The following is a 23,823-nucleotide window of genomic DNA, read 5'->3' as shown; positions in this document are numbered from 1 at the left end:
TCAGCCCCGAACGTTGCGCAACTGGATCGCGCTGGCCTGAACGCGGGTACGGACCTGGAGCTTGTCGAAGATGTGCGACACGTGCACCCCGATGGTCCGCTCGCTGATGAACAGCCGCTGCCCGATCTCCTTGTTGGTCAACCCTTCCGCGACGAGAGCGAGCACTTCCCGCTCCCGTACGGTGAGCGCCGCCAACTCGTCGTCGGACGCCTCAACGGGTACGCCCCGCGTGCCAGCGGTAGTCTCGCGCTCCTCCAGCGACACCCGGGCCCGCCCGGCCAGCTCGCGGATCTCCGAGGTCAACGGCACCGCGCCCAACCCCTGCGCCACCCGGTACGCCTCACGCAGCAACTTGCCGGCGGTCGCCACCCGACTGCGGCGCGCCAACAGCGCCTCGGCCTGCCGCAGCCGCGAGTACGCCGCCGGGTAGGGGTGATGGCGTCGGTCCCACGCGGTGACCGACGCGGCCCACAGCTCCGGGTCGCTGCCGTCGAGGCGGCTCACCTCGGCGGCGCAGAGGGCCAGGAATCCCTCCACCACCGACCGCACCGGCCGAGCGGCGCCGACACTCTTGCGGGCCACCCGCTCAGCCACGTCCCGCAGTCGGCGTACCGCCGTCGGGTCCACGGCCACGGTACGGCTGGCGTGCGCCTCAGCCTCGGCGCGCAGACCATGCCAGACCAGCGCGGACAGGATCGTCACGTCGTCGGAACGGCTCTCGGTCAGACCGCGCTGCACCGCCAACCGCGCCACATCGTGGCGGCCCTCCCACATCGCCAGCCCCGCGCGCAGGGTGAGCAGTGGAATGACGTGCCGCGCCCCGCCGCCGGCGAGCAGGGTCGCCACCGCGTCGAGGTCCCGACCGGCGGCCTCGATGTCGCCGTAGCCCACCGAGAGCCGGCACCGGGCGAGCAGCAGCTCGACGGCGTCCGCGCCGGACGGCCGGTGCCGCAGGGCGGCGGCGACCACCTTCTCCGCCTCGGCCCACTGGCCCACCCGGAACAGCCCGTTGATGGCGACGGCCAGCAGCCGCGTCCCCCAGGTGCGGCCCAGCCCCAGCTCGGTCACCCGCTCGGCGCCACGCCGGGCCACCACCACGCCCTCTTCGAGGATGTTCAGTGGACCGGTCAGCAGCTCCGCCAGGTGCAGGTACGCGCAGGCCACGTCCTCGGGCTGGCCGGCACGCTCGGCGGTGTCGAGGGCGTCGCGCATGACCGCCAGGCCGGCGTCCGGGTCCTCCAGGTAGGCGTCGCTGAAGCCGAGCGCGGAGCTGGCCAGCACCACCTCGGTGGCCGTGCCCTCCACATTGGCCGCCAACGCCAACGCCTCCCGGGCCCGCTGTCCGGCATCGGCGTACCGACCCAGGTGCAGCAGCAGCTCGGCCAGGCGCGCGGCGGCGGCGGCCCGATCCCGGGGGGAGCAGTCCGCCGCCTGCAACGCCCGCTGGTATTCCTCCTCGGCCAGCGCCGAACGACCGGCGGCGGCCAGGTAGCGAGCCCGGCGGATGTGCAGCGCGCAGCTCGGCTCGCCGCCGCGCAGCGTGGCCACCTCCTCCAGCAGGGCCAGCGCGCGGGCGTGCTCCCCACAGTGGTGGGCCGCCTCGGCGGCGTTCTCGAGCAGTTCGACACGGTCCACCGGCAGCGGACCCGGGTCGGCGGCCAGTTGCAACGCCGCCGACCAGTGCCGGTGCGCCTCGGCGTAACCGTGCAGCCGCTCGGCTTCCTGCGCGGCGGCCACCGTCGCCGGCAACGCACGCGCGGGCTCACCGGCCAACCGCCAGTGGTGCGCCAGCCGGGCCTGGTGCAGCTCACCCGGCGCCGCGGTCAGCGCCTCGGCATAGCGACGGTGCAGCCCGGAACGCTCGGCCGGCAACAACTCGTGCGCCAGCACCTCGGCGACGAGCCGGTGCCGCAGCCGGTAGCCGTCGTCGGCGCCGACCAGCAGCCGGTGCGCCACCGCGGCGCGGGCCGCGTCGATCAGCTCGTCCTCCGGCAACCGCAGCACCTGAGCCAGCAGCCAGTGCTGCACCGGCTCGACGCCGGCGGCCACCGCGTGCACCACCGCGTGCGCGTGCTGGGGCAGCGCGTCGACCCGGTCGAGGAAGATCTCCCGCAGCGTCTCGGACAGGCCGTCGCGGCCGTCCCGCAGATCGCGGGCCAACTCCTCGATGACGAACGGGTTGCCGCCGCTGCGCTGCCAGACCTGCTCGGCCGCCTCGGCGGACAGCGTCCGGCCGACCACGGCGGCGGCCAGCTTCTCGGTGTCGGTCCGGCCCAGCGGCGCCAGGTCGAGCACCCGCACCGTCCGCAACCGACGCAGCTCGGTGAGCACCCGGCGCAGCGGGTGGGCACCCTGCAACGACTCGGCGCGCACGGCCGCCAGCACGGAGAGCTGCAGGTCGCCGAGCCCCGCCAACAGGTAGAGCAGCAGCTGCCGGGTGCTGCGGTCGACCCATTGCAGGTCGTCGAGGATCAGCACCAGTGGTCTGCCCTCGGCGATCAGGTGCAGCCCTCGGCTGACCCGCTCCAGCAACGCGCCCGCGCCGTCCGGGCCGGCGGTCTCGTCGGCGAACATCTGCAGCAACCCACGCACGGCCGAGGAGGTGCGGACGTGCGAGGTGGACACGTCGGCGTCGAAGCGGCGCAGCGCCTGCAGCAGCGGGTGCAGCGGGGAGGCGTCACCGATGTCCAGGCAGCTGCCGGTGAGCACCACCGCGCCCTGCGCACGCAGCTGGTCGCCGATCTCGCCCAACAGCCGGGTCTTGCCCACACCGCTCTCACCGGTCAGGAAGACGGCGGCGGTCTGCCCGTGCGCGGCGTCACCGAGCATCGCGGACCGAACCGTCTGCAGCAGCTCGGCCCGGCCCACGAGCGGTGCGGTGTCCACATCGCTGGCCATGGCACGCAGCCTAATCAAAGGTCCGCGAACCGTTCTACGGCCATCCGGCGCTTGTGGTACTCCTCGCGTCGACTTTGCGACTAAAGGTTGCAGGTGGCCGACATACGTCGTTCGGCAGATCCCCCGTCAGCCCAGGAATGCCAATCTCCGGAGGTCATCAGGCATCAGCGGGGAGAAGGGCCGGTGCGACATCCATGACCACCACCATCATCGGCGGCGACGCACAGCGGACCACCACCCCGGACTGGCCGGTGCCGGAGGAGAGGCGCACCGTCACCGTGCTCTTCGCCGACATCGTCGGCTCCACAGCGCTGGTGGACCGGCTCGACCCGGAGGACGTCCGCGCACTGCAGCGGGTCTACTTCGACACCGTCGCCGGCGTGCTGCACCGCTGGCAGGGGGTGGTCGAGAAGTACGTCGGGGACGCGGTGATGGCGCTCTTCGGCGCCCGGCACTCCGACGGCTTCGACGCGTACCGCGCGGTGCGCGCCGGGCTGGAGATCCAGGCCGCGCTGGACCGCCGGCCGATGGTCGAGGACATCAAACTGCGGGTTCGCGTCGGTGTCGCCACCGGCGAGGTCGTCGTCGACCTGCGTGGCGCGGTCAGTGGCGGGCACGGCGTGGCCAGCGGCGCGGTGATCACCACCGCGGCACGCCTGCAGGAGTACGCGCCACCCGGCGCCGTCGCACTCTGCGCGGCCACCGCCCGAGCCACCGCCGGCCTCATCACCCAGCGTCAGCTCACGCCGGTCGCCGGTCGGGTGCCACCGATGCCGGTCTGGCACGCCGTCGGTCCGGTACGCCCCGGTGCCGACCAGCACGACGGTCCGCTGATCGGTCGCCGCCGCGAGCTGGCGACCGTCCGCGACCAGTTGAGCTGGGCCGTTCGCACGCAGAACCCACGCTGGGTCTCCCTGGTCGGCCCCACCGGCAGCGGCCGCAGCCGCCTACTGCACGAGTTGGCCCGTGGGTTGACCACGGTGGACGGATTGCCGGTGCGCTGGTGTGTGACGACCTGCCAGCCGTACCCCGATCAGGTCCTGGCGCCGGTCGCCGAACTGCTCCGCGGCCTCGCCGGGGTCCGGCACGGCGACGGCGCGGCGGTGGTCCACGACCGGTTGGTCGCCACCCTGACGCCGTTGTTCCCGCCGACGCAGGTCGCGTCGGCGGTCCCGGTGCTGCAGCGTCTGCTGAGCACCCCGGACGGCACGGCGGTGGCGTCGGCGGGCGCGGCGATCTGCCGGGAGGCGCTGCTGCGTCTGGCCGCGCACCGGCCACTGGTCGTCGCCGTGGACGACGTGGACCGGGCGGGGTCGGCGGTGAGCCGCTTCCTGCATGCACTGTTCAACGCGGCGACGGCGCGCGGACTGCCGCTGGCCATGCTCACCCTGCACCAGCCGCAGTGGACCGACACCCAGCCCGGCCCGGCCCGGCGGGTGACGATCCACCCGCTGGCCACGGTGCAGTCCGGACGGATGCTGCGTCATCTGCTGACCCGGGCCGGCCAGCCGGTGGCCCTGGTCGACCGGCTGCTGCCACTGGTGGGCGGCCGCCCCGGGCACGCGGCGGCGTACGTGGCATCGATCGTGGACGGTGCCGACCTGGTGGCGCTTCCGCTGCCTGAGGCGGTACGCCGGGCCGTCGCCGCGGAACTGGATCAGCTCGACGGTGAGCGGCGAGCGGTCCTGATGGCCGCCGGCATCCTCGGCGGCGTGATCTCGTCCGCGACGATCGACCGGGCGCTCGGCTGGACGCCCGGCCGCTCCGCACCGGCACTACGCGGGTTGGTCACCGCCGGGCTGCTGCTCCCCCACCGCGCGGACGGGTACGCGTTCGCGGCTCCCGCGCTGCGCCAGGTCGCTGCCGAGCGGTTGCCCCGCGCGCTGCGGGCCCTCTTCGCCCGCCGGGCCGCGAACGCCCCGCGCCTCGACAACGTCCAGGTGGACGCTCTCCTGCCGGACCCTGCTGCCGTCGACGCCGTTGGTGCGGTCGTCAGCGCCTCGGCCGCGCGGTCCGCCGAGGTCGTACGCCTCGATGCCGTCCGCTCCGGAGCCGGCCGCCTCGACGCCGCCTTCTCGACGCCGGCCCCAGCGCCGCGATCCGGCCAGCCGCGCCGACGCGTCCCCACCCCGACGATGGCGACTCCGCCGGCCGCGCTGACGCAACGGACCAACCGTCCGCCCAGCCGGCTCCGAGCCGTCGCGTCGGCCGGTGCCGTGCCGCCGACCCCGGTCGCAGTGGCGACCCAGGCCGCAGTGGTGTCCGCGGCGCGGGCCAATGCAGGTGGGCACTGGCCCGCGGACGTCGACCCGTCCCCGGTGGCGATCCGCGCGGTGCCTGCCGTGCCGGGGGCGGCCGTGCCGGGGGCGGCCGTGCCGGGGGCGGCCGTGCCGGGCACGCGCGCCGGTGTCGGCACTTCGCCCGGACCGGTGCGCGCCGCACCTCGCCCACCGTCGATCGGTCGGCCGCAGAACCTGGCCGCCTCCGCCTGAGGGCCCACCGCTCGATCGTTGGCAGCGGAGCACCCCGACACACCGAGTGCCGCCCGGTCACCGATCGCCGCGACCGCTACGGCACGGAGGCCGAGGCCAGCAGCGCCGCGGTAGGTAACGCGAGCAGGCCGTCCGCGTCCCGGTAGGCGGCGGTCAGCTCGTCGTACGCGGCACGGATGCGGACGATCACGTCCGGCGGTTGGGCCTCCATCAGCAGACCCGGTTTGCTGATGCCGTTGGCGGGGCCACTCCACCACGCCTCGGGGTCGGTGCGATGCACCCAGGTGATCGTGTCGCAGCGCACGTCGGTGAGCCCGGCGGCGTCGAGCACCCCCGCCAACCCGTCGCAGGTACGCGGGAAGTCCCTGTCCGCGTCCACGCTCGGCACCACGGTTGGTGGTTCGACCCCTACGGCAGCGAAGACCTCACCCCAGAGCCGCTGGGCCTCGGGCGGCGGGTGGGGCCAGATCGTCACCGCGATCCGACCCGCCGGCCGAACGACCCGTCCAAGCTCGCCGATCGCGGCCAGCGGATCACCCACGTGATTGATCACGAAGTTCGCGACGGCCGCGTCGAAACCCCCGTCGGGGAACGGGAGGCGCGGCAGAGCCGCGAGGCGGACCTGCTCGGCGGACGGGAGCCGGCTGCGCGCCATCTCCACCATGCTGGGCTCGGCGTCGACGGCTACGACGGCGGCGCCCCGGGCGCACGCCAATCCGGCGACGGTCCCGGACCCGGTGCCGGCATCGAGCACTCGCATGCCCGCACCGACGCCGGCGGCGTCCAACAAGGCGGACGCGGGATGGGCGCAGAGCGCGGCGAAGCTGCGGTCGAACGCCGCCGCGCGCCCGGCCCAGCGCGACCGCTCGTAGTCGTCGAACGCTGTCGTCGCCACTGGCCACCCCGTTCAACGATCTTGATGGTGGCGCCACGATATCCGACCAGCCGCGCTGAGTCGGATTGGCCCAGCCCTGCTGCTACGGGTGCTCGGGCCCCAGGCCCGCCGGCCCCACGCCGTGTGCGGTTCGGCTCGCGGGGCGATCGTCAGACCAGCGCCGCCAGCCGCGCGACGAGGTCGGCAGGTGCCGGCATCGCGGCCATCTCGCGGCTGACCTGCCCGGCAACGGTACGGAGGCGGTCGTCGCTGACCAGTTGGGTCAGCGACTGCGCGGTGATGTCACGGGGGCGCAGCGCCAGACCGGCGCCCCGACGGGCCACCAGCTCGGCGTTGTGCCGCCGGTCCCCCGGGCCCATCGTGGCCAGTTGGGGCAGCCCGGCGGCGAGGGCGCCGAGAGCGCTGCCCGCGCCACCGTGGTGCACCAGCGCCGCGCTCGCCGGCAACGCCTCGTCGAGCGGGATCCAGTCGACCACGCGGACGTTGTCGGGCAGCGCACGGGCTGCCGTACGGCGGTCCGGGCGGACCAGCACGATCTCGGCGTCCACCTCGGCGGCGGCGGCGACCACGGCGGGCATCGGCCCCTGGTCGCCGGGGCCGGTCAGGGTGCTGCGGGTGACCAGGATCCGGGGTCGCTCACCCGGCTCGCGCAGCCAGGCCGGCAGCTCACCACCGCCGACGTACGAGGCGTGCCGCATCGGCCAACCCTCCTGGGTGGCCACGCTGGGCGGGGCCACGGCCAGGGCGGCGGCCGGTGGGGGCAGCTCGCGCAGGCCGTGCCGACGCAGGGCGGAACCGAGTCGGGCCGTGGTGGCGCCCACCAGCTCCCGACCGTCGAAGAGGGAGTTCTCCTGGCGGACCGCCGGTACGCCCAGCCGGGCGGCGGCAACCGCGCCGGCCACCGCGAACGGCTCGTGCAGCACCAGGTCCGGTCGCCATTCGCTGGCCAGCGCGACGACCGGGTCGGTGAGCTGGTCGTTGAGCGCGCCGAAGAGCAGGCCGGCGCCCCGGGTGCCGGCGGTGCCGGCCAGCTCGGCGCGGGCGATCAACGGATGCCGGAGAAGGACCCGCATCGCGATCCGGCCGAAGTCGAAGCCCGGCGCGATGTCGTGCACCGGCAGGCCCGCCTCGGCGGCGGCAAGGCCGCCATCACCGGTGGCCAGCAACACGTCGTGGCCGGCGTCGCGCAGCGCGACGGCGAGTGGCACCAACGGGAAGACGTGCCCGACCAGCGGAGCGGAGACCACCAGCACTCGCATGGGCAGAATCCTATGTCGACGACGACGAGTTCGGGCGCCCCCGATGATCGCTGGCAGGTGAGCGGCTCGACACGCCGCGCCCAGCCCTACCGAGCTGCCAGCCGTTCAGCCGTTCAGCCGGCCGGTCGCTGGTCGACGATGCGGCGCATCTTGCCCACCGACCGCTCCACCGCATCCGGGGCCAGGACGTCGACCGCCACGCTCACGCCGATGGTGTTCTTCACCAGCTCGACAAGTGTCGCGCCGGCCCGCTCGGCGGCGTCCACGGCGGACCCGGCCCGGCGCTCCACCCGGACCGTCAGGGTGTCCAACCGACCCTGCCGGTCGAGGACGCACTGGAAGTGCGGCGACAGCTGGGGGGTCCGCAGGATCAGCTCCTCGATCTGGGTGGGGAAAATGTTCACCCCACGCACGATCATCATGTCGTCGGTCCGGCCGGTGATCTTCTCGATCCGGCGCATCGGGCGGGCGGTGCCGGGCAGCAGCCGGGTCAGGTCCCGGGTGCGGTAGCGCACCACCGGCATCGCCTCCTTGGTCAGGGAGGTCAACACCAGCTCACCCTGCTCGCCGTCGGGCAACACCGCCCCGCTGACCGGGTCGATGATCTCCGGATAGAAGTGGTCCTCCCAGAGGTGCAGCCCGTCCTTGGTCTCGACGCACTCGGTGGCCACGCCGGGGCCCATCACCTCGGAGAGCCCATAGATGTCCACCGCGTGGATGTCCAGTTGCTGTTCCATCTCCCGGCGCATGTCCTCGGTCCACGGCTCCGCGCCGAAGATGCCCACCCGCAGTGAGGTGGCCCGTGGGTCGACACCCTGCCGGCGCATCTCGTCCACGATGGCCAGCATGTAACTGGGCGTGACCATGATGACCTCGGGCTCGAAGTCACGGATCAACATGACCTGCCGCTCGGTCATGCCCCCGGAGACGGGGATGACCGTGCAACCCAGCTCCTCTGCCCCGTAGTGCGCGCCCAGACCGCCGGTGAAGAGCCCATAGCCGTACGCGACGTGCACCCGGTCGCCAGGGCGACCGCCCGAGGCGCGGATCGAGCGCGCCATCAGTCGCGCCCAGGTGCGCAGATCATCGCGGGTGTAGCCGACCACTGTCGGCCGGCCGGTGGTGCCGGAGGAGGCGTGCAGCCGGGCGACCCGCTCGCGGGGTACGGCGAACATGCCGAACGGGTAGTTCTCCCGCAGTTCCGCCTTGCCGGTGAACGGGAAGCGGGCCAGGTCGGCGAGGTCCCGGCAGTCGTCGGGGTGCACCCCGACCGCGTCGAACGCGCGGCGGTAGTGCGGCACGTTGTCGTACGCGTGCCGCAACGACCAGCGCAGCCGTTCTCCCTGCAGGGCCCGCAGCTCGTCGATGCTGGCGCGCTCGATCGGCTCCAGCTCCTCCGGACGAGGGGTGCGGTCCTGCATCGGTTGCCTCCTTGGCGCGGCGGTCCCGGTGGGGCTGCGGGTACCGTACGCCCGCCGTCGCGACGGCTGGCGGGGCGGTCAGCGGGTGGTCGGCACCGGTGCAGGGCGCAACGCGCTGGGCGTCTGGCTCGGCGGCGTGAGCCGGCGAAGGCCGCCGCGGAGTTGACGCACGCGGCGGCCCGGACGCCGCCGTCGCGGCGGTGCGCTGACGCGGCTGACGCGGCTGACGCGCCAGTACGCTGACGCGGCTGTCGCCGGCACTACGCTGAGGACCCGTGCCAGAGCCATCCGAGTCGCGTGGCGACCCCGACGTCGACCTGCGCGTCCCCGCCGACCGCCGCGAGCTGACCGCGCGCCCCGCGACGATTCTCGCCACGATCGCGGCCGGCGGGGTGCTCGGCGCGCTGGCCCGGGCCGGCCTGCAACACGTCGCCCCGCATTCGCCGACCAGCTTCCCCTGGGCGACGTTCGGCATCAACCTGTCCGGCTGCCTGCTGATCGGGGTGCTGATGGCGGTGCTCACCCACCGCGGCGGTGGGCACCCCCTGGCCCGCCCGTTCCTCGGGGTCGGGGTGCTCGGCGGGTTCACCACGTTCTCTGCCTACACGGTCGACATCCAGCAGGCCCTTGTCGCGGGCGCACCGGGCACCGCGCTGGCGTACCTGGCGGCGACGCTGCTCGGGGCACTCGTCGCGGTCGGGCTGGGCGACGCCGGCACGGCTGCGCTGCTGAGGCGGAGGGCGGCCCGATGACCGTGCTGCTCATCGCCCTGGGGGCGGCCGTCGGCGCGCCGTTGCGGTACCTCACCGACCGGGCGGTCCAGTCCCGGCACGACTCGGCGTTCCCCTGGGGCACGCTCACCGTCAACGTGGTCGGCTCCCTGCTGCTCGGCGTGCTCGTCGGGTGGCCGACCGGCCCGGCGGTCACCGCGCTGCTCGGCACCGGGTTCTGCGGGGCGCTGACCACCTACTCCACCTTCAGCTACGAGACGCTGCGGCTGACGCAGGGCGGTCACCGCCTCCTCGCGCTGGCCAACGTCGTGGGCAGTGTCGCCGCCGGGCTCGCCGCAGCCGCCGCCGGCTACGCCCTGACCCGCGCCCTGCTGGGCTGACCTGCGGAAACCGTGCCGGGACCAGGAGACCCACCGAGAATACGCCCGGGGTATATACGCGAGGTATACCCCCGGTGTAGTCTCCTTCCATGAGCGTGCCACTGACCCTTCTCGGCCTCCTCGAACGAGAGCCCAGCCACGGATACGACCTGAAGCGCGACTACGACGCCTTCTTCGGCCGGGGCAAGCCATTGCCGTTCGGCCAGGTCTACTCCACCCTCAGCCGCCTGGCCCGCGACGGCAAGGTGGTGATCAGCGATGTCGCGCCCGGCTCCGGCCCGGACCGCAAGCGCTACATCATCACCGACGTCGGCGCGACCGAGGTCGAGCAGTGGCTGACCCAACCGGTCGACCCGGAGCCGCACCTGCAGACGGTGCTCTTCGCCAAGGTCGTGCTCGCGCTGATGCTGGACCGTCCCGCCGCCGAGTATCTCGACACCCAGCGCCGCGCCCACCTGCACCGGATGCGCGAGCTCACCGAGATCAAGCGAGCCGGCGGCCTGGTCGACGCGCTGCTGGCCGACCACGGCCTCTACCACCTGGAGGCGGACCTCCGGTGGATCGAGATGACCAGCGCCCGGCTGGACGCCCTGCGGAAAGAGGTACGGCCGTGAGCATCATGATCGAAGCACGTGACGTGCGGTTCTCCTTCGGCCAGACCCCCGCCCTGCGCGGCGCCAGCGTCGCCGTGGAGGCGGGCGAGATCCTCGCCGTCATGGGCCCCAGCGGCTCGGGCAAGTCCACCCTGTTGCACTGCCTGGCCGGCATCCTGGTGCCCGACTCCGGCGAGATCCTCCTCGACGGGGCCCGGATCGACACCCTGCCCGAGACCGGGCGCAGCAGCCTGCGCCGGGACCGGTTCGGCTTCGTGTTCCAGTTCGGTCAACTCGTCCCCGAGCTGACCGCTGTGGAGAACGTCGCGCTGCCGCTGCTGTTCAGCGGCGTACACCGCAAGCAGGCGCTGCCGAAGGCGAGTGCCTGGTTCGCGCGCCTCGGCCTGGACGGCCTGGAGCAGCGCCGCTCGGGTGAGCTCTCCGGCGGGCAGGCGCAACGCGTCGCCCTGGCCCGGGGCCTGGTCGCCGAGCCGCAGGTGCTCTTCGCCGACGAACCGACCGGCGCGCTCGACTCGCTCACCGGCGAGCAGGTGATGGACCTGCTGGTCGGCGCCGCCCGCGAACAGGGCACCACGGTCATCCTGGTGACCCACGAGCCCCGGATCGCCGCGTACGCCGACCGCGAGGTCATGGTCCGCGACGGACGCGTGAACGCGCCGGACCGGATCGCCTCATGATCCGCTTCGGGCTCCGCCTCGCCCTGGCCGGTGGCCGTGAGGCGCTCACCCGTCTGGTCGTCATCGCCGCCGCCGTCGCGATCGGCGCCGGGCTGCTGCTGACCACCCTCGCCGGGGTCAACGCGGTCAACGCCCAGCTCACCCGGTACGCGTCGATGTATCCCCAGGCCTCGGCCGGCGACGCCGACCCGCTGTGGTGGTCGACCCGGTTCGACTACTTCCACGGCAAGCAGATCATCCGGATCGACGTCGCCGCGACCGGCTCGACCGCGCCCACCCCGGTCGGTGTCCCCACCACCCCTGGTCCCGGCGAGTTCTACGCCTCGCCCGCACTGCGCGACCTGCTGGCCGCCCACCCGGCGGACCAACTGGGCGAACGCTACCCGGGGCGGGACCTGGGCACCGTCGGACCCGCCGCGCTGACCTCGCCGGACACCCTGCTCGTCGTCGTAGGCGGAGCGCCCGACCAGGTCGCCAAGCTGCCCGCCGCGAAGCAGATCACCAGCGTCGGCGACACCCCCGCCCTCCCCGAGACCACGGTCAACCTCATCCTGGGCGTCATCGCCGGCGGGCTGCTGTTTCCGGTGCTGATCTTCATCGGCACCGCCACCCGGCTCAGTGCCGCCCGCCGGGAGCAGCGCTTCGCCGCGTTGCGTCTGGTCGGCGCGACACCCCGGCAGATCTCGATGGTCGCCGCCGTGGAGGCGACCGCCGCCGCCGTCGCCGGCACCGCCGTCGGCTTCGGCCTGTTCTACGCCTTCCGCGACGCGCTCGCGGGCATCCCGTTCACCGGCATGCCGTTCTTCCCCAGTGACATGTCCCTGGGCGTGCTGGACGTCCTGCTGGTGGCGCTCGGCGTGCCGGCCGGCGCGGCGGTGGCTGCCCAGATCTCGCTGCGCCGCGTACGGATCTCGCCGCTGGGCGTCACCCGGCGGGTCACGCCACGGGCACCGCGCGCGTACCGGCTGATCCCGGCCCTACTCGGTGTCGCCGTGCTGTTCTTCGCCATCGGCTTCAAGCCGGAAACGTCCGACGGCCAGGCCGCGGTGTTCCTGCCCGGACTACTGCTCATCATGGCCGGCCTCGTGCTCGCCGGCCCGTGGCTGACGATGGTCGGCGCCCGCGTCCTGGCCCGGTACGCCAACCGCCCGGCCACGCTCATCGCCGCGCGCCGCCTCGCCGACAACCCGAAGGCCGGCTTCCGGGCGATCAGCGGCATCATGCTCGCGCTTTTCGTCACGAGCGTCGCCGTCGGCGTGATCACCACGATCATTGCCAACCGCGGTCCGGCGCCGGTCGGCTCGACCGAGGCGGGGCAGGTGTCTCTCTACCTTCCCGAGGATGCGCCGGCAGCGCCGGACACGCTCTTCTCCGGGCTTCGCTCGATCACCGGCGTGCGGTCCGCGACCGTGGTGCGCGAGAACCCGGACTGGATGAACGCCAGAGAGCCCGGCCTGATCGCGTGCACCGAGATCCCGAGCGCGTACGGCCGATGCGCCGAGGGCGCCACCGTCGCCGAGGTCGCGACGGGTCTCATCCCCTTCCGGGAGTCGGCGTCGTCCGCCCGAGTCTGGCCTGCCGCGTCGGTCCCGCTCGGGAATCTTCAACAGCTCCCGGTGATGTCGATCCTCGTCGACACGGACGGCTCGGCAGCCGCCATCGAACGCTCACGTACCGTCCTCGAGGCCGCCTTCCCGGCCTTCTGGGTCGGGCCGAACGTGCCCGGCGACTTCGAGTCGGACTTCGCCGACACGCTGCGCGGCTGGGAACAACTGGCAAACGTCGTCATCATCGCCAGCCTCGCCCTCGGCGGGTGCAGCCTCGCGGTCAGCGTGATCGGCGGTCTCACCGAGCGCCGACGACCGTTCAGCCTGCTACGCCTCAGCGGCGCACCGGTGCGGGTCCTGCGCCGGGTGGTGGCGCTGGAGAGCGCGGTGCCGATGCTCGCCGTCGCCGCCGTCGCCATCGGGATGGGCCTGCTCGCCGCGCATCTGTTCCTGCGGGCGCAGATGCACTACACGCTGGTCGCGCCGGAGCCACGCTTCTACGTGATCGTCGTCGTCGGGTTGGTCGCCTGCCTCGCTGTCATCGCCTCCACCCTGCCGCTGCTGGAACGGATCACCGGTCCGGAGACCGCCCGCAGCGAGTAGTCAGTCCGTGCGCCCGGTGGTCGCGAGAGCGACCACCGGGCCGAGCACGAAGACGGCAGGCGGGCCGATGCCCTCCCGAGCGGCGAGCGCACCGATCTCGTCCAGCCGGGCCGGCACGGACCGCTGGCCGGGCAACCCGGCGTCCTGCACGGCCAGCACCGGGGTCTCTGGGGCCCGGCCGTGCTCGATCAGCACCGCCGCGATCTTGGCGATGGTGTCGACGGCCATCAGCAACACCACAGTGCCCCGGGCGCGCGCCAGCGCCGCCCAGTCGACAAGCGAGTCGGGATGCCCGGGCGGAAGGTGTCCGGACACGACCGTGACGTCGTGCGCCACGCCCCGGTGCGTCACCGGCACGCCAGCGAGGGCCGGTGCGGCGATCGCACTGCTCACCCCGGGGACCACGGTCACCGGCACGCCGGCCGCCGCGCACGCCTGCACCTCCTCGTGGCCGCGTCCGAAGACGTACGGGTCGCCGCCCTTGAGCCGGACCACCCGACGGCCGGCGCGGGCGTGCGACACCAGCGCCGCGTTGATCGCCTCCTGAGCCATCGACGGGCCACGGGGCACCTTGGCGGCGTCCACCACCAGCACGTCGGGGCGCAGCCCGGCGAGCAACCCCTGCGGGGCGAGCCGGTCGACCACCACGACGTCCGCGGCGTCGAGCAGCGCCTTTCCGCGTACCGTGATCAGGTCGTCGGGTCCCGGCCCACCGCCGACCACGGCGACCGACCCGTGCTCGTGGTGCTGGTCATGGTGCTGGCCGTGGCCGTGGTCGTGGCCGTGATGGTGGTGGCCGACCGGGTCGTCGGGGTGGTCGTGCGGGCGTTGCGGGCGGCCCACCTTGTCGGCGAAGCCGGGCATCAGCACCCGGTACGCGCAGGTGTCGCAGTTCATCCGGATGTCCCCGCCCAGCGCCTCGGCGTAGCGTTCCCGGACCAGGTCAGCGAGGGCGTCGCAGTCGCCGATCACCTCGGCGACCCGCACGTCCAGGTCGGGGTGGGCGGCGGCGAACTCCGCCGACTGGGCGACGATCCGGTCGGGCAGCACGCCGGCGAACAGGAAGTACGGGGCCACGACGATCCGCCGTGCGCCGAGTCGGCGCAGCCGCTCCAGCACCGCCGGCACCGACGGCTGGGCGAGGGAGACGAAGCCCGGCTCCACGCCGGCGTAGCCGCGCCCCTCCCAGAGCAGCCGGGCGACCTTCGCAACCTCGGCGTTGGCGTCCGGGTCGGTGGACCCCCGACCGATCAACGCGACCCACGTGTCGGCCCGGTCCGCACCAGACAGCACAGCGTCGGCCCGGTCCGCACCAGACAGCACAGCGTCGGCCCGGTCCGCACCGGCCAGCACAGTGTCGGCCCGGTCCGCACCGGCCAGTGCCGCGTCGATGCGTTGTTCGAGGGCGTCGTGCAGCAGCGGGTGCGGGCCGAGCGGGCGACCGTAGCGGTAGCTCAGCCCGGGGTGCCGCTCCTGTTCCCGGGCCATGGCGGCGGGGATGTCGCCCTTGCCGTGCCCTGCGGCGGTCAGCACCAGGGGCAGCGCCACCAGTGCCCGGTGCCCGCGCGCGACGAGCGCGCCGACCGCGTCGGTCAGTGGCGGGCGGGACAGCTCGATGAAGCCGCCTTCGACGTCGCCGGTGTCACCGCGACGACGGACCCGCTCGACGAGGGCGGCGAACTGGTCGACCCCGGCCGCGCTGCGCGTACCGTGCCCGACGATGACCAACCCGGTCATGACTTCTCCTCGACGTAGAGCAGGGCGTTGAGGGCGGCGGCGGCGACCGCCGAACCGCCCTTCTCGCCCACGTTGGACACCCCGGGCAGGCCGCTGGCCCGCAGTGCCGCCTTCGACTCGGCGGCACCCACGAAGCCGACCGGCAGGCCGATGACCAGTGCCGGCGCGGCGTCCAGGGTGAGTAGTTCGACAAGCGCGGTCGGCGCGCAGCCGACCACCCAGACCGCGCCCGGGCCGACCCGCTCCAGCGCGATCCGCACGGCCGCCGCCGAGCGGGTGATCCCGGCCGTGCGGCCCAGCTCGGCGGCGGCCGGCTCGGCGACCGGGCAGACCAGCTCCAGGCCGGCGCGGGTGATGCCGGCGGCGACCATCGCCACGTCGGTGACGACGGGCGCCCCGGCGCGCAGCGCGGCCAACCCCGATTCCAGGGCCGCCTCGTCGCAGACCAGCTCGTCGACGTACGCGAGGTCGGCGCTGGCGTGCACCACCCGCTCGGTCACCGCACGGCTCAGCGGCGGCAGGTGCGACAGGTCGACGCGCTCGCGCAGGATGCGGTACGACTCGACCTCGATGGGGTGCACCACCCGGCTCATCGGGATCCTCCAGAAGGGTCGGGCTCGGCGACGCGGATCGCGTCGACCGGGCAAATCTCCAGGCACTCCAGGCATCCGGTGCAGCGGTCGGCGCGGACGGTCAGACCACCGGCGACCGGGCGGATCGCGTGCGTGGGACAGGTGAGCAGGCAGGCGCCGCAGCCCTGGCAGGCGCCGATGGTCACGATCGCCACCGGTACCCCCTCGGGGTGACCATCCGACCGGCGACCAACCTCGTGTCGCTGCTGCCGACCACCACGACGCTGTACATGTCGACCACGGCCGGGTCGAGGGTGGCCAGGGTCGCCAGGTGTACGCGTTCGCCGGGACGGCTCGCGTTGCGCACCACACCGACGGGGGTGTCCGGTGGCCGGTGCGCGGCGAGGATGCCGAGCGCCTTGCCGAGCTGCCAGTCCCGGGCCCGGCTGCGCGGGTTGTAGAACAGCGTCACGAAGTCCCCCTCGGCTGCCGCGGTCACCCGCCGCTCGATGACCTCCCAGGGGGTGTGCAGGTCGGACAGGCTCAGGTAGGCGTGGTCGTGGCCGAGCGGTGCGCCGAGCAGCGCGCCGGCGGCCAGTGCCGCGGTCACCCCGGGCACGCCCACCACGTCGATCCGCTCGTCGGCGTACTCCAGGGCGGGGCTGGCCATCGCGTACACCCCCGCGTCGCCGGAGCCGATCAGCGCGACCGCCCGGCCGGCGACGGCCTCGGCGACGGCGGCGCGGGCCCGCGCCTCCTCGGCGCCCAGTCCGCTGGAGAGCACCCGGGTTCCCGGGCGGAGCAGGTCGCGGACCTGGTCGAGGTACTGGTCGAGGCCGACCACCACGGCGGCGCGACGCAGCTCGGCGACCGCGCGGGGGGTGCGCAGGTCGGCGGCGCCCGGTCCGAGCCCGACGATGGCCAGTCGGCCGCGCGGCGCGTGGCGGGCCACCGCCACGGTGGCCATCGCCGTCGCGGTCTTTCCCACCAGCAGGGTGGCGTCGCCCGGACGGCCCGCCGGGCCGAGCAGCGCCGCGGCCTCCGCCACGCTCGGCGTACCGACCGCGGCGCGGACCACCTCGCTGGGGTGCGGCACGTCGACCGTGGCCAGCCGCGTCGCCGGCCAGGTCACCAGGGGTACGCCGATCGCGTCGGCGGTGCTCAGGATGCCCGCCTCGTCGGCCTTGACGTCGGCGCTGGCCAGGCAGCGCAGGCTCGCCGGGCTGAGGCCGGCCTCAGCCAGCACCCGGTGCAGCAGCTCGGTCACCTCGACGGCGGGTACGCCCCGACTCGCGCCCACGCCGGCGACCAGCGACGGGGGCCGGAGCACGGCGGTCCGCTCGTCCAGCGGCACCACCCGGTCGGTGACCAGCAGCCGGTAACCGACGCCGCTGTCGGCGGTGGCGGCGCTGTCGGCAGCGGGCTCGGCGGCAGCGGCGGGTTGGGGGTGGACGTTCGGGGGCAGGGCGGGCAACGGCCAGTGCGCGTCGGCGATCAGCTGGACCGGCTCGCCGTCCAGGATGGCCCGGGACACCGCGGCGACCGCACCCTCCACCGGCCAGCCGAGGGTGTCCAGCCCCGGCAGGCCGACCGCGTCGGTGGCGGTGGTGATCACCGGTCGGGCGTCCAGTACCGCGCCGACCTGTTCGGCGAGGTCGTTGCCGCCGCCGGCGTGCCCGCCGAGCAGCGCCACGGCGTGCCGGGCCGCCTCGTCGACGACCACCACGGCCGGGTCGCTGTGCTTGTCGCCGAGCAGCGGCGCGAGGATCCGCACCACGGCACCGGTGGCCAGGAACGCGACCACGGCGTCACACTCCGCCCAGGCGGTCCGCAGCGCGTCGGCCACGGTCTCCCCCTCCACCGGCCGGGCGTGCGGCCAGGCGGCGGCGACGGTGTCCGCGTGCCGTCGGCCGGCGGCGGTGGCCGCCACCAGTCCGATGCGAGCGGGCGGGTTCTGGTCGTTCACGGGCGCTCCCCGGTGAGGACGACCACCGGGTTGGTGGCCGCGAGGCGGATCGACCCACCGGGCAGGTCGGCGAGGCGGGCGGCGGAGAGTTGACTGCCCTCGACCGTGTAGCCGGCGGCGCGCAGGAGACCCACGGCGGGCGCGACCCGGTCGAGTGCGGCCAGGGTGAGCACCACCCGTTCGGGCTGGCGGGCCACCACGGCGGCGAGGACGTCGGCGCCGCCACCGCCGACGAAGACCGCGTCCGGCTCGGGCAGGCCAGCCAGCGCCTGCGGGGCTCGGCCGGTAACGAGGCGGACGGTTACGGCGTGCGCGGTGGCGTTGGCCCGGATGGTGGCGCCGGCCTGCGGGTCCTGTTCGACGGCGACCACGGCCGCGCCGAGCAGCGCGCACTCGATGCCGACCGAGCCGCTGCCCGCGCCGACGTCCCAGACCAGCCGACCGAGCCGGGGGCGCAGTCGGGCGACGACGAGGGCCCGCACCTCCGACTTGGTGATCATGGAGTCGCGGTGGGCGTACCGGGTCTCCGGCAGTGCCCAGCCGCCGGCCGGAGCGGCAGCCGGCTGGTTGTCCGACCGCATCCCACCGGCCGCGACCCGAGGTGCCGGTGCAGGGTCGGGTGCGACGGGGTCGGGTGCGGATTCGGCGGGGTCCGGGGCGGCGAGGCTGAGTAGGACGTGCGGGTCGGACCAGGTCTGCGCGGCGGCCTGCTCGGGAGTCACCGCGCGGATCCGCTCGGCGTCGGTGCCCAGATGCTCGGCGACCAGCAGGCGGCGGGACCAACCGGCGAGGCCGGCACCCAGCTCGGCCGCACCGGCGCCGGGTGCGGTGAGCACCGCGACCAACGGCAGCGCCCGGCAGGCGTTCAGGGCCGGTCGGGGGTCGCGCCCGTGCGCGGTGACCACGGCGGCGCCGTCCCAGGGCAGCCCCGCGCGGGCGAAGGCGGCGGCCACACTGGACACCGCCGGTACCACCCGCAACGGCAGCCCGGCCGCGCGTAGCCGCCGGACGATGCCGAAGAACCCGGGGTCCCCGCTGGCCAGCACCACGGACGGCACCCCGGCGGCGACCGCCCGGGCCAGCCGGTGCAGGGCGGGGGCGAGCGGCCCGAGGGTGACGGTGTCGGCGCCGGCCGGTACGGGCACCGCGGCCAGGTGCCGGGCGGCCCCGACGACCAGCCCGGCGGCGGCCAGCACCGGCGCGAGAGCGGGGTGCGGTGGGGCGCCCGCGGCGTCCAGGCCGACCACGGTCACCGGTTCCATCCGCGTCATCGGGGCCACCGGCCGGACGAGGCGACGACGTGTGCCCCGGCGAAGTCGACCATCGCCACGTCCACGGTGACCGTCGGGCCGCCGAAGCGTCGCAGCACCTGGCGTACCCGCTGGCAGAGCAGGTCGCCGGCCGGTGCGAGCAGCCCGGCGGCCTCCCACAGCTCGTACGCGTGCCGCCCGGTGTTCGCCTCGGTCACGGCGTCGACGAGCGCCGGGTCGCCGCCGGCCTCGGCGGTCACCGCGCCGAGCAGGGACAGGTCCACCTTGGATCGGGTGTAGTGGGTCATCAGCACTCCGGCGGCGAGTTTGGCCAGCTTGCCGGCCATGCCGACGAAGACGACGCCGGTCATGCCGTCGCCCACGGCGGCGGTCACCGCGGCACCGGTGAAGTCGCCGACCTCGACGAAGCAGACCTCGGGCAGGTCGGGCAGGAGCGCGCGGGCGGCCCGCTCGGTTCGCCCGCCGGTGCAGAGCACCACGGTCCGCTCCCCCTGGGCGGCCATCACGTGCACGGCCTGCACGACGCTGGCCCGCCAGGAGGCGGTGGAGAAGGGACGGACGATCCCGGTGGTGCCGAGAATCGAGATCCCGCCGAGGATGCCGAGCCGTCGGTTGGTGGTCTTGCGGGCCATGATCTCGCCCCGGGGCACGCTGATCACCACGCGTACGCCGACTTCGGTGAGGTCGACCACCTCGGCCACCGCCTCGCCGATCATCCGGCGCGGGGTGTCGTTGATCGCGGGGCCGCCGACGGTGAGCCCGAGGCCGGGCTTGGTGACCGTGCCGACACCGGCACCGCCGGCGAGCCGCAGCCCGGGGACGTCGGTCCAGTCCACGGTGGCGGTCAGCTCGGCCCCGTGGGTGACGTCCGGGTCGTCCCCGGCGTCCTTGACCACGACCGCCTCGGCGCGGGCCGGCGGGGTGCCGGTGACTTCGCAGCGTTCGACCGGGAAACGCACCCGGCGTCCGGCGGGCAGCCCGATCTCCACCTCCCGTTGGGTCGTGCCGGTGACCAGCGCGGTGACCGCGGCCTTGGCCGCCGCGGTCGCGCAGGCGCCGGTCGTCCAACCGGTACGCAGCGCGGCGGGTCGGACCTTCGCGGTTCGCGGCAGGTCCGGCTCGCGCAGCGGCGGCTCGGCGTACGTCATGGTGTGTGCCCCGGTGTGGCGGTCCCCCCGGTGCGGGCGCCGGCCTGGCGGCGCAGCTCGGCGCGGGCGGCCGGCTCAGCTCGCCGGAAGGTGTGGAAGTGCCCGGGGTGGTAGAGGTGCGAGCGGGTGCCCTCGGCGGCGAGGGCCGGCCCGACCAGGAACAGGGTGTGCTTCCACAGCTTGTGCTGCTTGACCGTCTCCTCCAGGGTGCCGACCGTGCAGCGCACCACCAGCTCGTCCGGCCAGGTCGCCTGGTACGCCACCACGGCCGGGGTGTCCGCCGGGTAGCCGCCGGCCAGCAGTTCGGCCTGCACCTGCCCGGAGCGGGCGGCGGAGAGGAACAGCGCCATGGTGGTGCCGTGTCGGGCGAAGTCGCGGACCCGCTCGCCGGGTGGCATGGGGGTCTTGCCGCCTTCGAGTCGGGTGAGGATCACCGACTGGGCCACCTCGGGCACGGTCAGCTCCCGCCCGACGATCGCCGCGACGGCGGTGAACGAGGAGACCCCGGGCACGATCTCGACGGCCAGGTCGAGTGCCCGGCACAGGTCCAGTTGTTCCTGCACCGCGCCCCACAGCGCCGGGTCGCCGGAGTGGATCCGGGCGACGGTCAGCCCCTGCTCGGCGGCGCGTTCGTAGAGCGGCAGCACGCCCTCGATGGGTAGCTGCGACGAGTCGACGATCTCCGCGCCGGGGCGGGCGTGCCCGAGCACGTCGGCGTGCACCAGGCTGGCCGCCCAGATCACGATGTCGGCCTCGGCGATCACCCGGGCGGCGCGCAGGGTCAGCAGGTCCGCCGCACCCGGGCCGGCTCCGACGAACCACACCTTGCCGTCGCTGGTCACAGTTTTCCTCCTCGGTGGTCGCGGCGGGCCGGGACCAGCAGCGTCGACAGGTATGGCAGGTCCGCGGTGTCGTCGACCGGTCCGATGCGTTCACCGGGCAGCCCCAGGCTGCTCCCGAGCACCGCGTCGGCGAGCCGGCCCTGTCGGCGCAGCTCGGCGAGCAGTTCCGGGTGCCGCCGCCAGCCCTTGTAGGCGACCACGGTGCCGGGCCCGGCGAGGGCCTCGGCGAACAGCGCCAGGCCCGCGGTGGCGGGCAGCAGGGTCAGCGGTTCGCGTCCCTCGCAGAGCGGGGTGCCGCTGCGGGCCGCCAACTCCTGCATGGCGGTGACGCCGGGCACGGTCGCCACCCGGACCGTCGGGCGCAGCGCCCGGACGCTCTGCGCCAGGTAGCCGAAGGTGGAGTAGACGTTGGGGTCGCCGATGGTGGCGAACGCCAACGACCGTGCGCCCGCGTCGATCGCCTCGACCACCACCCGGGCCGCGTCGTCCCAGGCCGCCGCGCGGCGGGCGGTCACCCCGCCCCGGTCGTCCAGGGCGAACGGCAGCCGGCGCAGCCGGTCCGCCGCGACGTACTCCCGTACGGTCCGCTCGGCCCGCCCGGCGTCCGTGCCCGGCGGCGTCGGACCGGCGGTCGCGGTGGTCTCGACCCGGTCCGCCATCACGGGTACGAAGACCACGTCGGCCTCGCGCAGGACCCGCACCGCCTTGACGGTGAGCAGTTCCGGGTCACCCGGGCCGACACCGACCCCGGTCAGCGTGGCGTCGGCCGACCCGGCGGCCCGACGATCGTCGGCGTTCATCGGCACGCCTCGACCAGCCGCAGGGCGGCAGCGGGCTGACCGGCCCAGTGGGTGTGCAGGTAGGAGGCGTGCACCCGGCCGGTGACGAAGCCGTGCTCCGCCTCGTCCCACCGCCACGCCGGTGCCTCACCGTGTTGCGGGTCGGTGGTGGTGCGGTGGAACTCGTGGCCGCGTACGCCCTCGCCGACGCGGGCCACCGGGGAGTCGCTGACGGCCACCGCCTCGCGGTAGCCGAGGGTGAGCCGGCCGGTCATCCGGGCGCTCAGGTCGAGCCGGCCGCACATCGGCACGTCGTCCAGGGACCGCCCGAGGTAGAGCAGCCCGGCGCACTCGGCCACGATCGGCCCGTCGAAGTCGGCCAGTTCGGCGCGGAGGGTGGCGTTGCCGGCCAGCGCTTCGGCGTACGCCTCGGGGAAGCCGCCGCCGATCACCACCGCGCGGGTGCTGGCGGGCAGCGCCGGGTCGCGCAGCGGGTCGACGGTGACCACGTCGGCGCCGGCCGCGGCGAGCAGTTCGGCGGTCTCCGCGTACGAGAAGGTGAAAGCCGGCCCACCGGCGAGCGCGACGCGTGGCCGCTCGGTGCCGGCCGGCCCGCCGACGGCGGCCACCGGGTCCCAGGCCGGGGTGGTCAGTGCCGGGGCGGTACGGGCCAGGTCGAGCACCGCGTCGAGGTCCACGGTGGCCTCGACCAGCTCGGCGAGCGCGGTGACGATCGCCAGGGACTCTGGTGCCCGCTCGGCGACCGGCACCAACCCGAGGTGCCGGGCCGGCGCGGCGACCTCGGCGGCACGGGTGACGGCCCCGAGCACCGGCACGCCCACCTCGGCGAGGGCGTCGCGCAGCAGCGTCTCGTGTCGGGGTGAGCCGACCCGGTTGAGGATCACGCCGCCGATGCGCACGGCCGGGTCGAACGCGGCCATGCCCAGCGTCAGCGCGGCGGCCGAACGACCCTGGGCGGTGGTGTCCAGCACCAGCAGCACGGGCGCCTCGATGAGCCGGGCGACGTGCGCGGTGGAGGCGTAGCCGCGGCGGCCGACCGCGCCGTCGTGCAGACCCATGACGCCCTCCACCACGGCGATGTCGGCGGGCGTGGGGACGCTCGCGCCGTGCCGCAGCAGCGGGGCGATCCGCTCGGCCCCGACCAGGAACGGGTCGAGGTTGCGGCCAGCCCGACCGGCGGCGAGGGCGTGGTAGCCGGGGTCGATGTAGTCCGGGCCGACCTTGTGCGGGCTGACCGTCAGGCCGCGACGGCGCAGCGCGGCGAGCAGCCCGGTGGCCACCGTCGTCTTGCCGTGACCGCTGGCCGGCGCGGCGACGACCACCCGGGGCAGCGGCCACGGTTCGGTGGGGACGTTCACCACTCGATGCCCTTCTGGCCCTTCTGACCGGCGTCCATCGGGTGCTTGACCTTGGTCAGTTCGGCCACCAGGTCGGCGGCGGCGACCAGTCGCGGGTCGGCGTCGCGGCCGGTGATGACGACGTGTTGGAAGCCGGGCCGGTCGGCCAGGGTGGCGACCACCTCGTCGACGTCCACCCAGCCCCACTTCATCGGGTAGGTGAACTCGTCCAGCACGTACAGCCCGTAGCGCTCGGCGGCCAGGTCACGCTGGATCTGCCGCCAGCCCTCCAGGGCGTCGGCGGCGTGGTCGGCATCGCCGCCGCGCTGGATCCACGACCAGCCCTCGCCCATCTTGTGCCAGGCCACCGGTGCGCCCTGGCCGGTGCGCTCGTGCACCTCACCGAGCGCGCGGAAGGCGCTCTCCTCCCCCACCCGCCACTTGGCGCTCTTGACGAACTGGAACACCCCGACCGGCAGGCCGGCCGTCCAGGCCCGCAACGCCAACCCGAAGGCCGCCGTCGACTTCCCCTTCATCTGTCCGGTGTGGACCATCAGCAGTGGCCGGTGCCGCCGTTGCCGGGTGGTCAACCCGTCGGCGGGCACGTTGCTCGGCTGTCCCTGCGGCATCAGC

The 23,823-nt window shown here is 74.5% G+C and carries 20 protein-coding genes; 6 read left to right on the top strand and 14 right to left on the bottom strand.

All coding sequences use genetic code 11. The annotated features are described in order from the left end of the window. Complete coding sequence (locus C7C45_RS26625) at positions 1 to 2,898, bottom strand: helix-turn-helix transcriptional regulator (protein WP_110566504.1); 2,898 nt, start codon at positions 2,896 to 2,898, stop codon at positions 1 to 3. A 194-nt stretch (positions 2,899 to 3,092) separates the two neighbouring features. Between C7C45_RS26625 and C7C45_RS26620 the strand changes: the two genes are divergently transcribed. Then, complete coding sequence (locus C7C45_RS26620) at positions 3,093 to 5,390, top strand: AAA family ATPase (protein ID WP_110566502.1); 2,298 nt, start codon at positions 3,093 to 3,095, stop codon at positions 5,388 to 5,390. Between the two features lie 76 nt (positions 5,391 to 5,466). On the opposite strand, the gene C7C45_RS26615 is transcribed toward C7C45_RS26620, so the two are convergent. The 3 genes from C7C45_RS26615 to paaK form a co-directional block, all read right to left on the bottom strand. Further along, positions 5,467 to 6,285: a class I SAM-dependent methyltransferase gene (locus C7C45_RS26615; RefSeq protein WP_110566500.1), complete on the bottom strand. Its 819-nt coding sequence runs from the start codon at positions 6,283 to 6,285 to the stop codon at positions 5,467 to 5,469. A gap of 149 nt (positions 6,286 to 6,434) precedes the next feature. Continuing rightward, positions 6,435 to 7,544, bottom strand: a complete 1,110-nt coding sequence (locus C7C45_RS26610; protein WP_110566498.1) for a nucleotide disphospho-sugar-binding domain-containing protein — start codon at positions 7,542 to 7,544, stop codon at positions 6,435 to 6,437. A 113-nt stretch (positions 7,545 to 7,657) separates the two neighbouring features. Continuing rightward, positions 7,658 to 8,965: a phenylacetate--CoA ligase PaaK gene (gene paaK, locus C7C45_RS26605; RefSeq protein ID WP_110566496.1), complete on the bottom strand. Its 1,308-nt coding sequence runs from the start codon at positions 8,963 to 8,965 to the stop codon at positions 7,658 to 7,660. Between the two features lie 275 nt (positions 8,966 to 9,240). On the opposite strand from paaK, the gene C7C45_RS26600 reads away from it, so the two are divergent. The 5 genes from C7C45_RS26600 (at position 9,241) to C7C45_RS26580 (ending at position 13,517) form a co-directional block, all read left to right on the top strand. Continuing rightward, positions 9,241 to 9,717 (top strand): fluoride efflux transporter FluC, encoded by a 477-nt coding sequence (locus C7C45_RS26600; RefSeq protein ID WP_110566494.1) that lies wholly within the window; start codon positions 9,241 to 9,243, stop codon positions 9,715 to 9,717. Then, on the top strand, positions 9,714 to 10,076 hold the full coding sequence (crcB, locus tag C7C45_RS26595; RefSeq protein WP_110566492.1) for a fluoride efflux transporter CrcB: 363 nt from the start codon (positions 9,714 to 9,716) through the stop codon (positions 10,074 to 10,076). Before C7C45_RS26600 ends, crcB begins: the two co-directional genes overlap by 4 nt. Positions 10,077 to 10,165: 89 nt before the next feature. Continuing rightward, a complete protein-coding gene (locus C7C45_RS26590) occupies positions 10,166 to 10,690 on the top strand; it encodes a PadR family transcriptional regulator (RefSeq protein ID WP_110566490.1) in 525 nt (174 codons plus the stop codon). Further along, a complete protein-coding gene (locus C7C45_RS26585; RefSeq protein WP_110566488.1) occupies positions 10,687 to 11,367 on the top strand; it encodes an ABC transporter ATP-binding protein in 681 nt (226 codons plus the stop codon). The genes C7C45_RS26590 and C7C45_RS26585 overlap by 4 nt, the downstream gene beginning before the upstream one ends. Beyond that, positions 11,364 to 13,517, top strand: a complete 2,154-nt coding sequence (locus C7C45_RS26580) for an FtsX-like permease family protein (protein ID WP_110566486.1) — start codon at positions 11,364 to 11,366, stop codon at positions 13,515 to 13,517. The genes C7C45_RS26585 and C7C45_RS26580 overlap by 4 nt, the downstream gene beginning before the upstream one ends. Here C7C45_RS26580 and cobA read toward each other — a convergent pair whose 3' ends face one another. The 10 genes from cobA to cobO are packed head-to-tail and all read right to left on the bottom strand — an operon-like array spanning position 13,518 to position 23,819. Continuing rightward, positions 13,518 to 15,254, bottom strand: a complete 1,737-nt coding sequence (gene cobA, locus C7C45_RS26575) for a uroporphyrinogen-III C-methyltransferase (protein ID WP_110566484.1) — start codon at positions 15,252 to 15,254, stop codon at positions 13,518 to 13,520. It lies immediately after the preceding gene. Then, positions 15,251 to 15,847, bottom strand: coding sequence for a precorrin-8X methylmutase (locus C7C45_RS26570; RefSeq protein ID WP_110566482.1), 597 nt, complete (start codon positions 15,845 to 15,847; stop codon positions 15,251 to 15,253). The genes cobA and C7C45_RS26570 overlap by 4 nt, the downstream gene beginning before the upstream one ends. After that, positions 15,844 to 16,041: a DUF362 domain-containing protein gene (locus C7C45_RS26565; RefSeq protein WP_110566479.1), complete on the bottom strand. Its 198-nt coding sequence runs from the start codon at positions 16,039 to 16,041 to the stop codon at positions 15,844 to 15,846. Before C7C45_RS26565 ends, C7C45_RS26570 begins: the two co-directional genes overlap by 4 nt. Further along, positions 16,029 to 17,792: a precorrin-3B C(17)-methyltransferase gene (gene cobJ, locus C7C45_RS26560; protein WP_110566477.1), complete on the bottom strand. Its 1,764-nt coding sequence runs from the start codon at positions 17,790 to 17,792 to the stop codon at positions 16,029 to 16,031. Before cobJ ends, C7C45_RS26565 begins: the two co-directional genes overlap by 13 nt. Then, positions 17,789 to 19,072, bottom strand: coding sequence for a precorrin-6y C5,15-methyltransferase (decarboxylating) subunit CbiE (gene cbiE / locus C7C45_RS26555; RefSeq protein WP_425271175.1), 1,284 nt, complete (start codon positions 19,070 to 19,072; stop codon positions 17,789 to 17,791). Before cbiE ends, cobJ begins: the two co-directional genes overlap by 4 nt. Then, positions 19,060 to 20,211 carry a cobalt-precorrin-5B (C(1))-methyltransferase gene (locus C7C45_RS26550; protein WP_110566476.1) on the bottom strand — a complete coding sequence of 384 codons (1,152 nt, stop codon included), beginning with the start codon at positions 20,209 to 20,211 and terminating at the stop codon, positions 19,060 to 19,062. The genes cbiE and C7C45_RS26550 overlap by 13 nt, the downstream gene beginning before the upstream one ends. Beyond that, positions 20,208 to 21,053 (bottom strand): precorrin-4 C(11)-methyltransferase, encoded by an 846-nt coding sequence (cobM, locus tag C7C45_RS26545; RefSeq protein ID WP_110566474.1) that lies wholly within the window; start codon positions 21,051 to 21,053, stop codon positions 20,208 to 20,210. The genes C7C45_RS26550 and cobM overlap by 4 nt, the downstream gene beginning before the upstream one ends. Continuing rightward, entirely contained in the window at positions 21,050 to 21,853 is an 804-nt protein-coding gene (gene cobI, locus C7C45_RS26540; protein ID WP_110566631.1) for a precorrin-2 C(20)-methyltransferase, read from the bottom strand. Before cobI ends, cobM begins: the two co-directional genes overlap by 4 nt. Beyond that, positions 21,850 to 23,211, bottom strand: coding sequence for a cobyrinic acid a,c-diamide synthase CobB (locus C7C45_RS26535; RefSeq protein ID WP_110566629.1), 1,362 nt, complete (start codon positions 23,209 to 23,211; stop codon positions 21,850 to 21,852). Before C7C45_RS26535 ends, cobI begins: the two co-directional genes overlap by 4 nt. Continuing rightward, a complete protein-coding gene (gene cobO, locus C7C45_RS26530) occupies positions 23,208 to 23,819 on the bottom strand; it encodes a cob(I)yrinic acid a,c-diamide adenosyltransferase (protein ID WP_110566472.1) in 612 nt (203 codons plus the stop codon). Before cobO ends, C7C45_RS26535 begins: the two co-directional genes overlap by 4 nt. Positions 23,820 to 23,823: the final 4 nt, after the last annotated feature.

The sequence above is a fragment of the Micromonospora arborensis genome (assembly GCF_003205615.1).
GTDB lineage: Bacteria > Actinomycetota > Actinomycetes > Mycobacteriales > Micromonosporaceae > Micromonospora > Micromonospora arborensis.
This window is presented reverse-complemented; position numbering and strand designations above follow the sequence as displayed.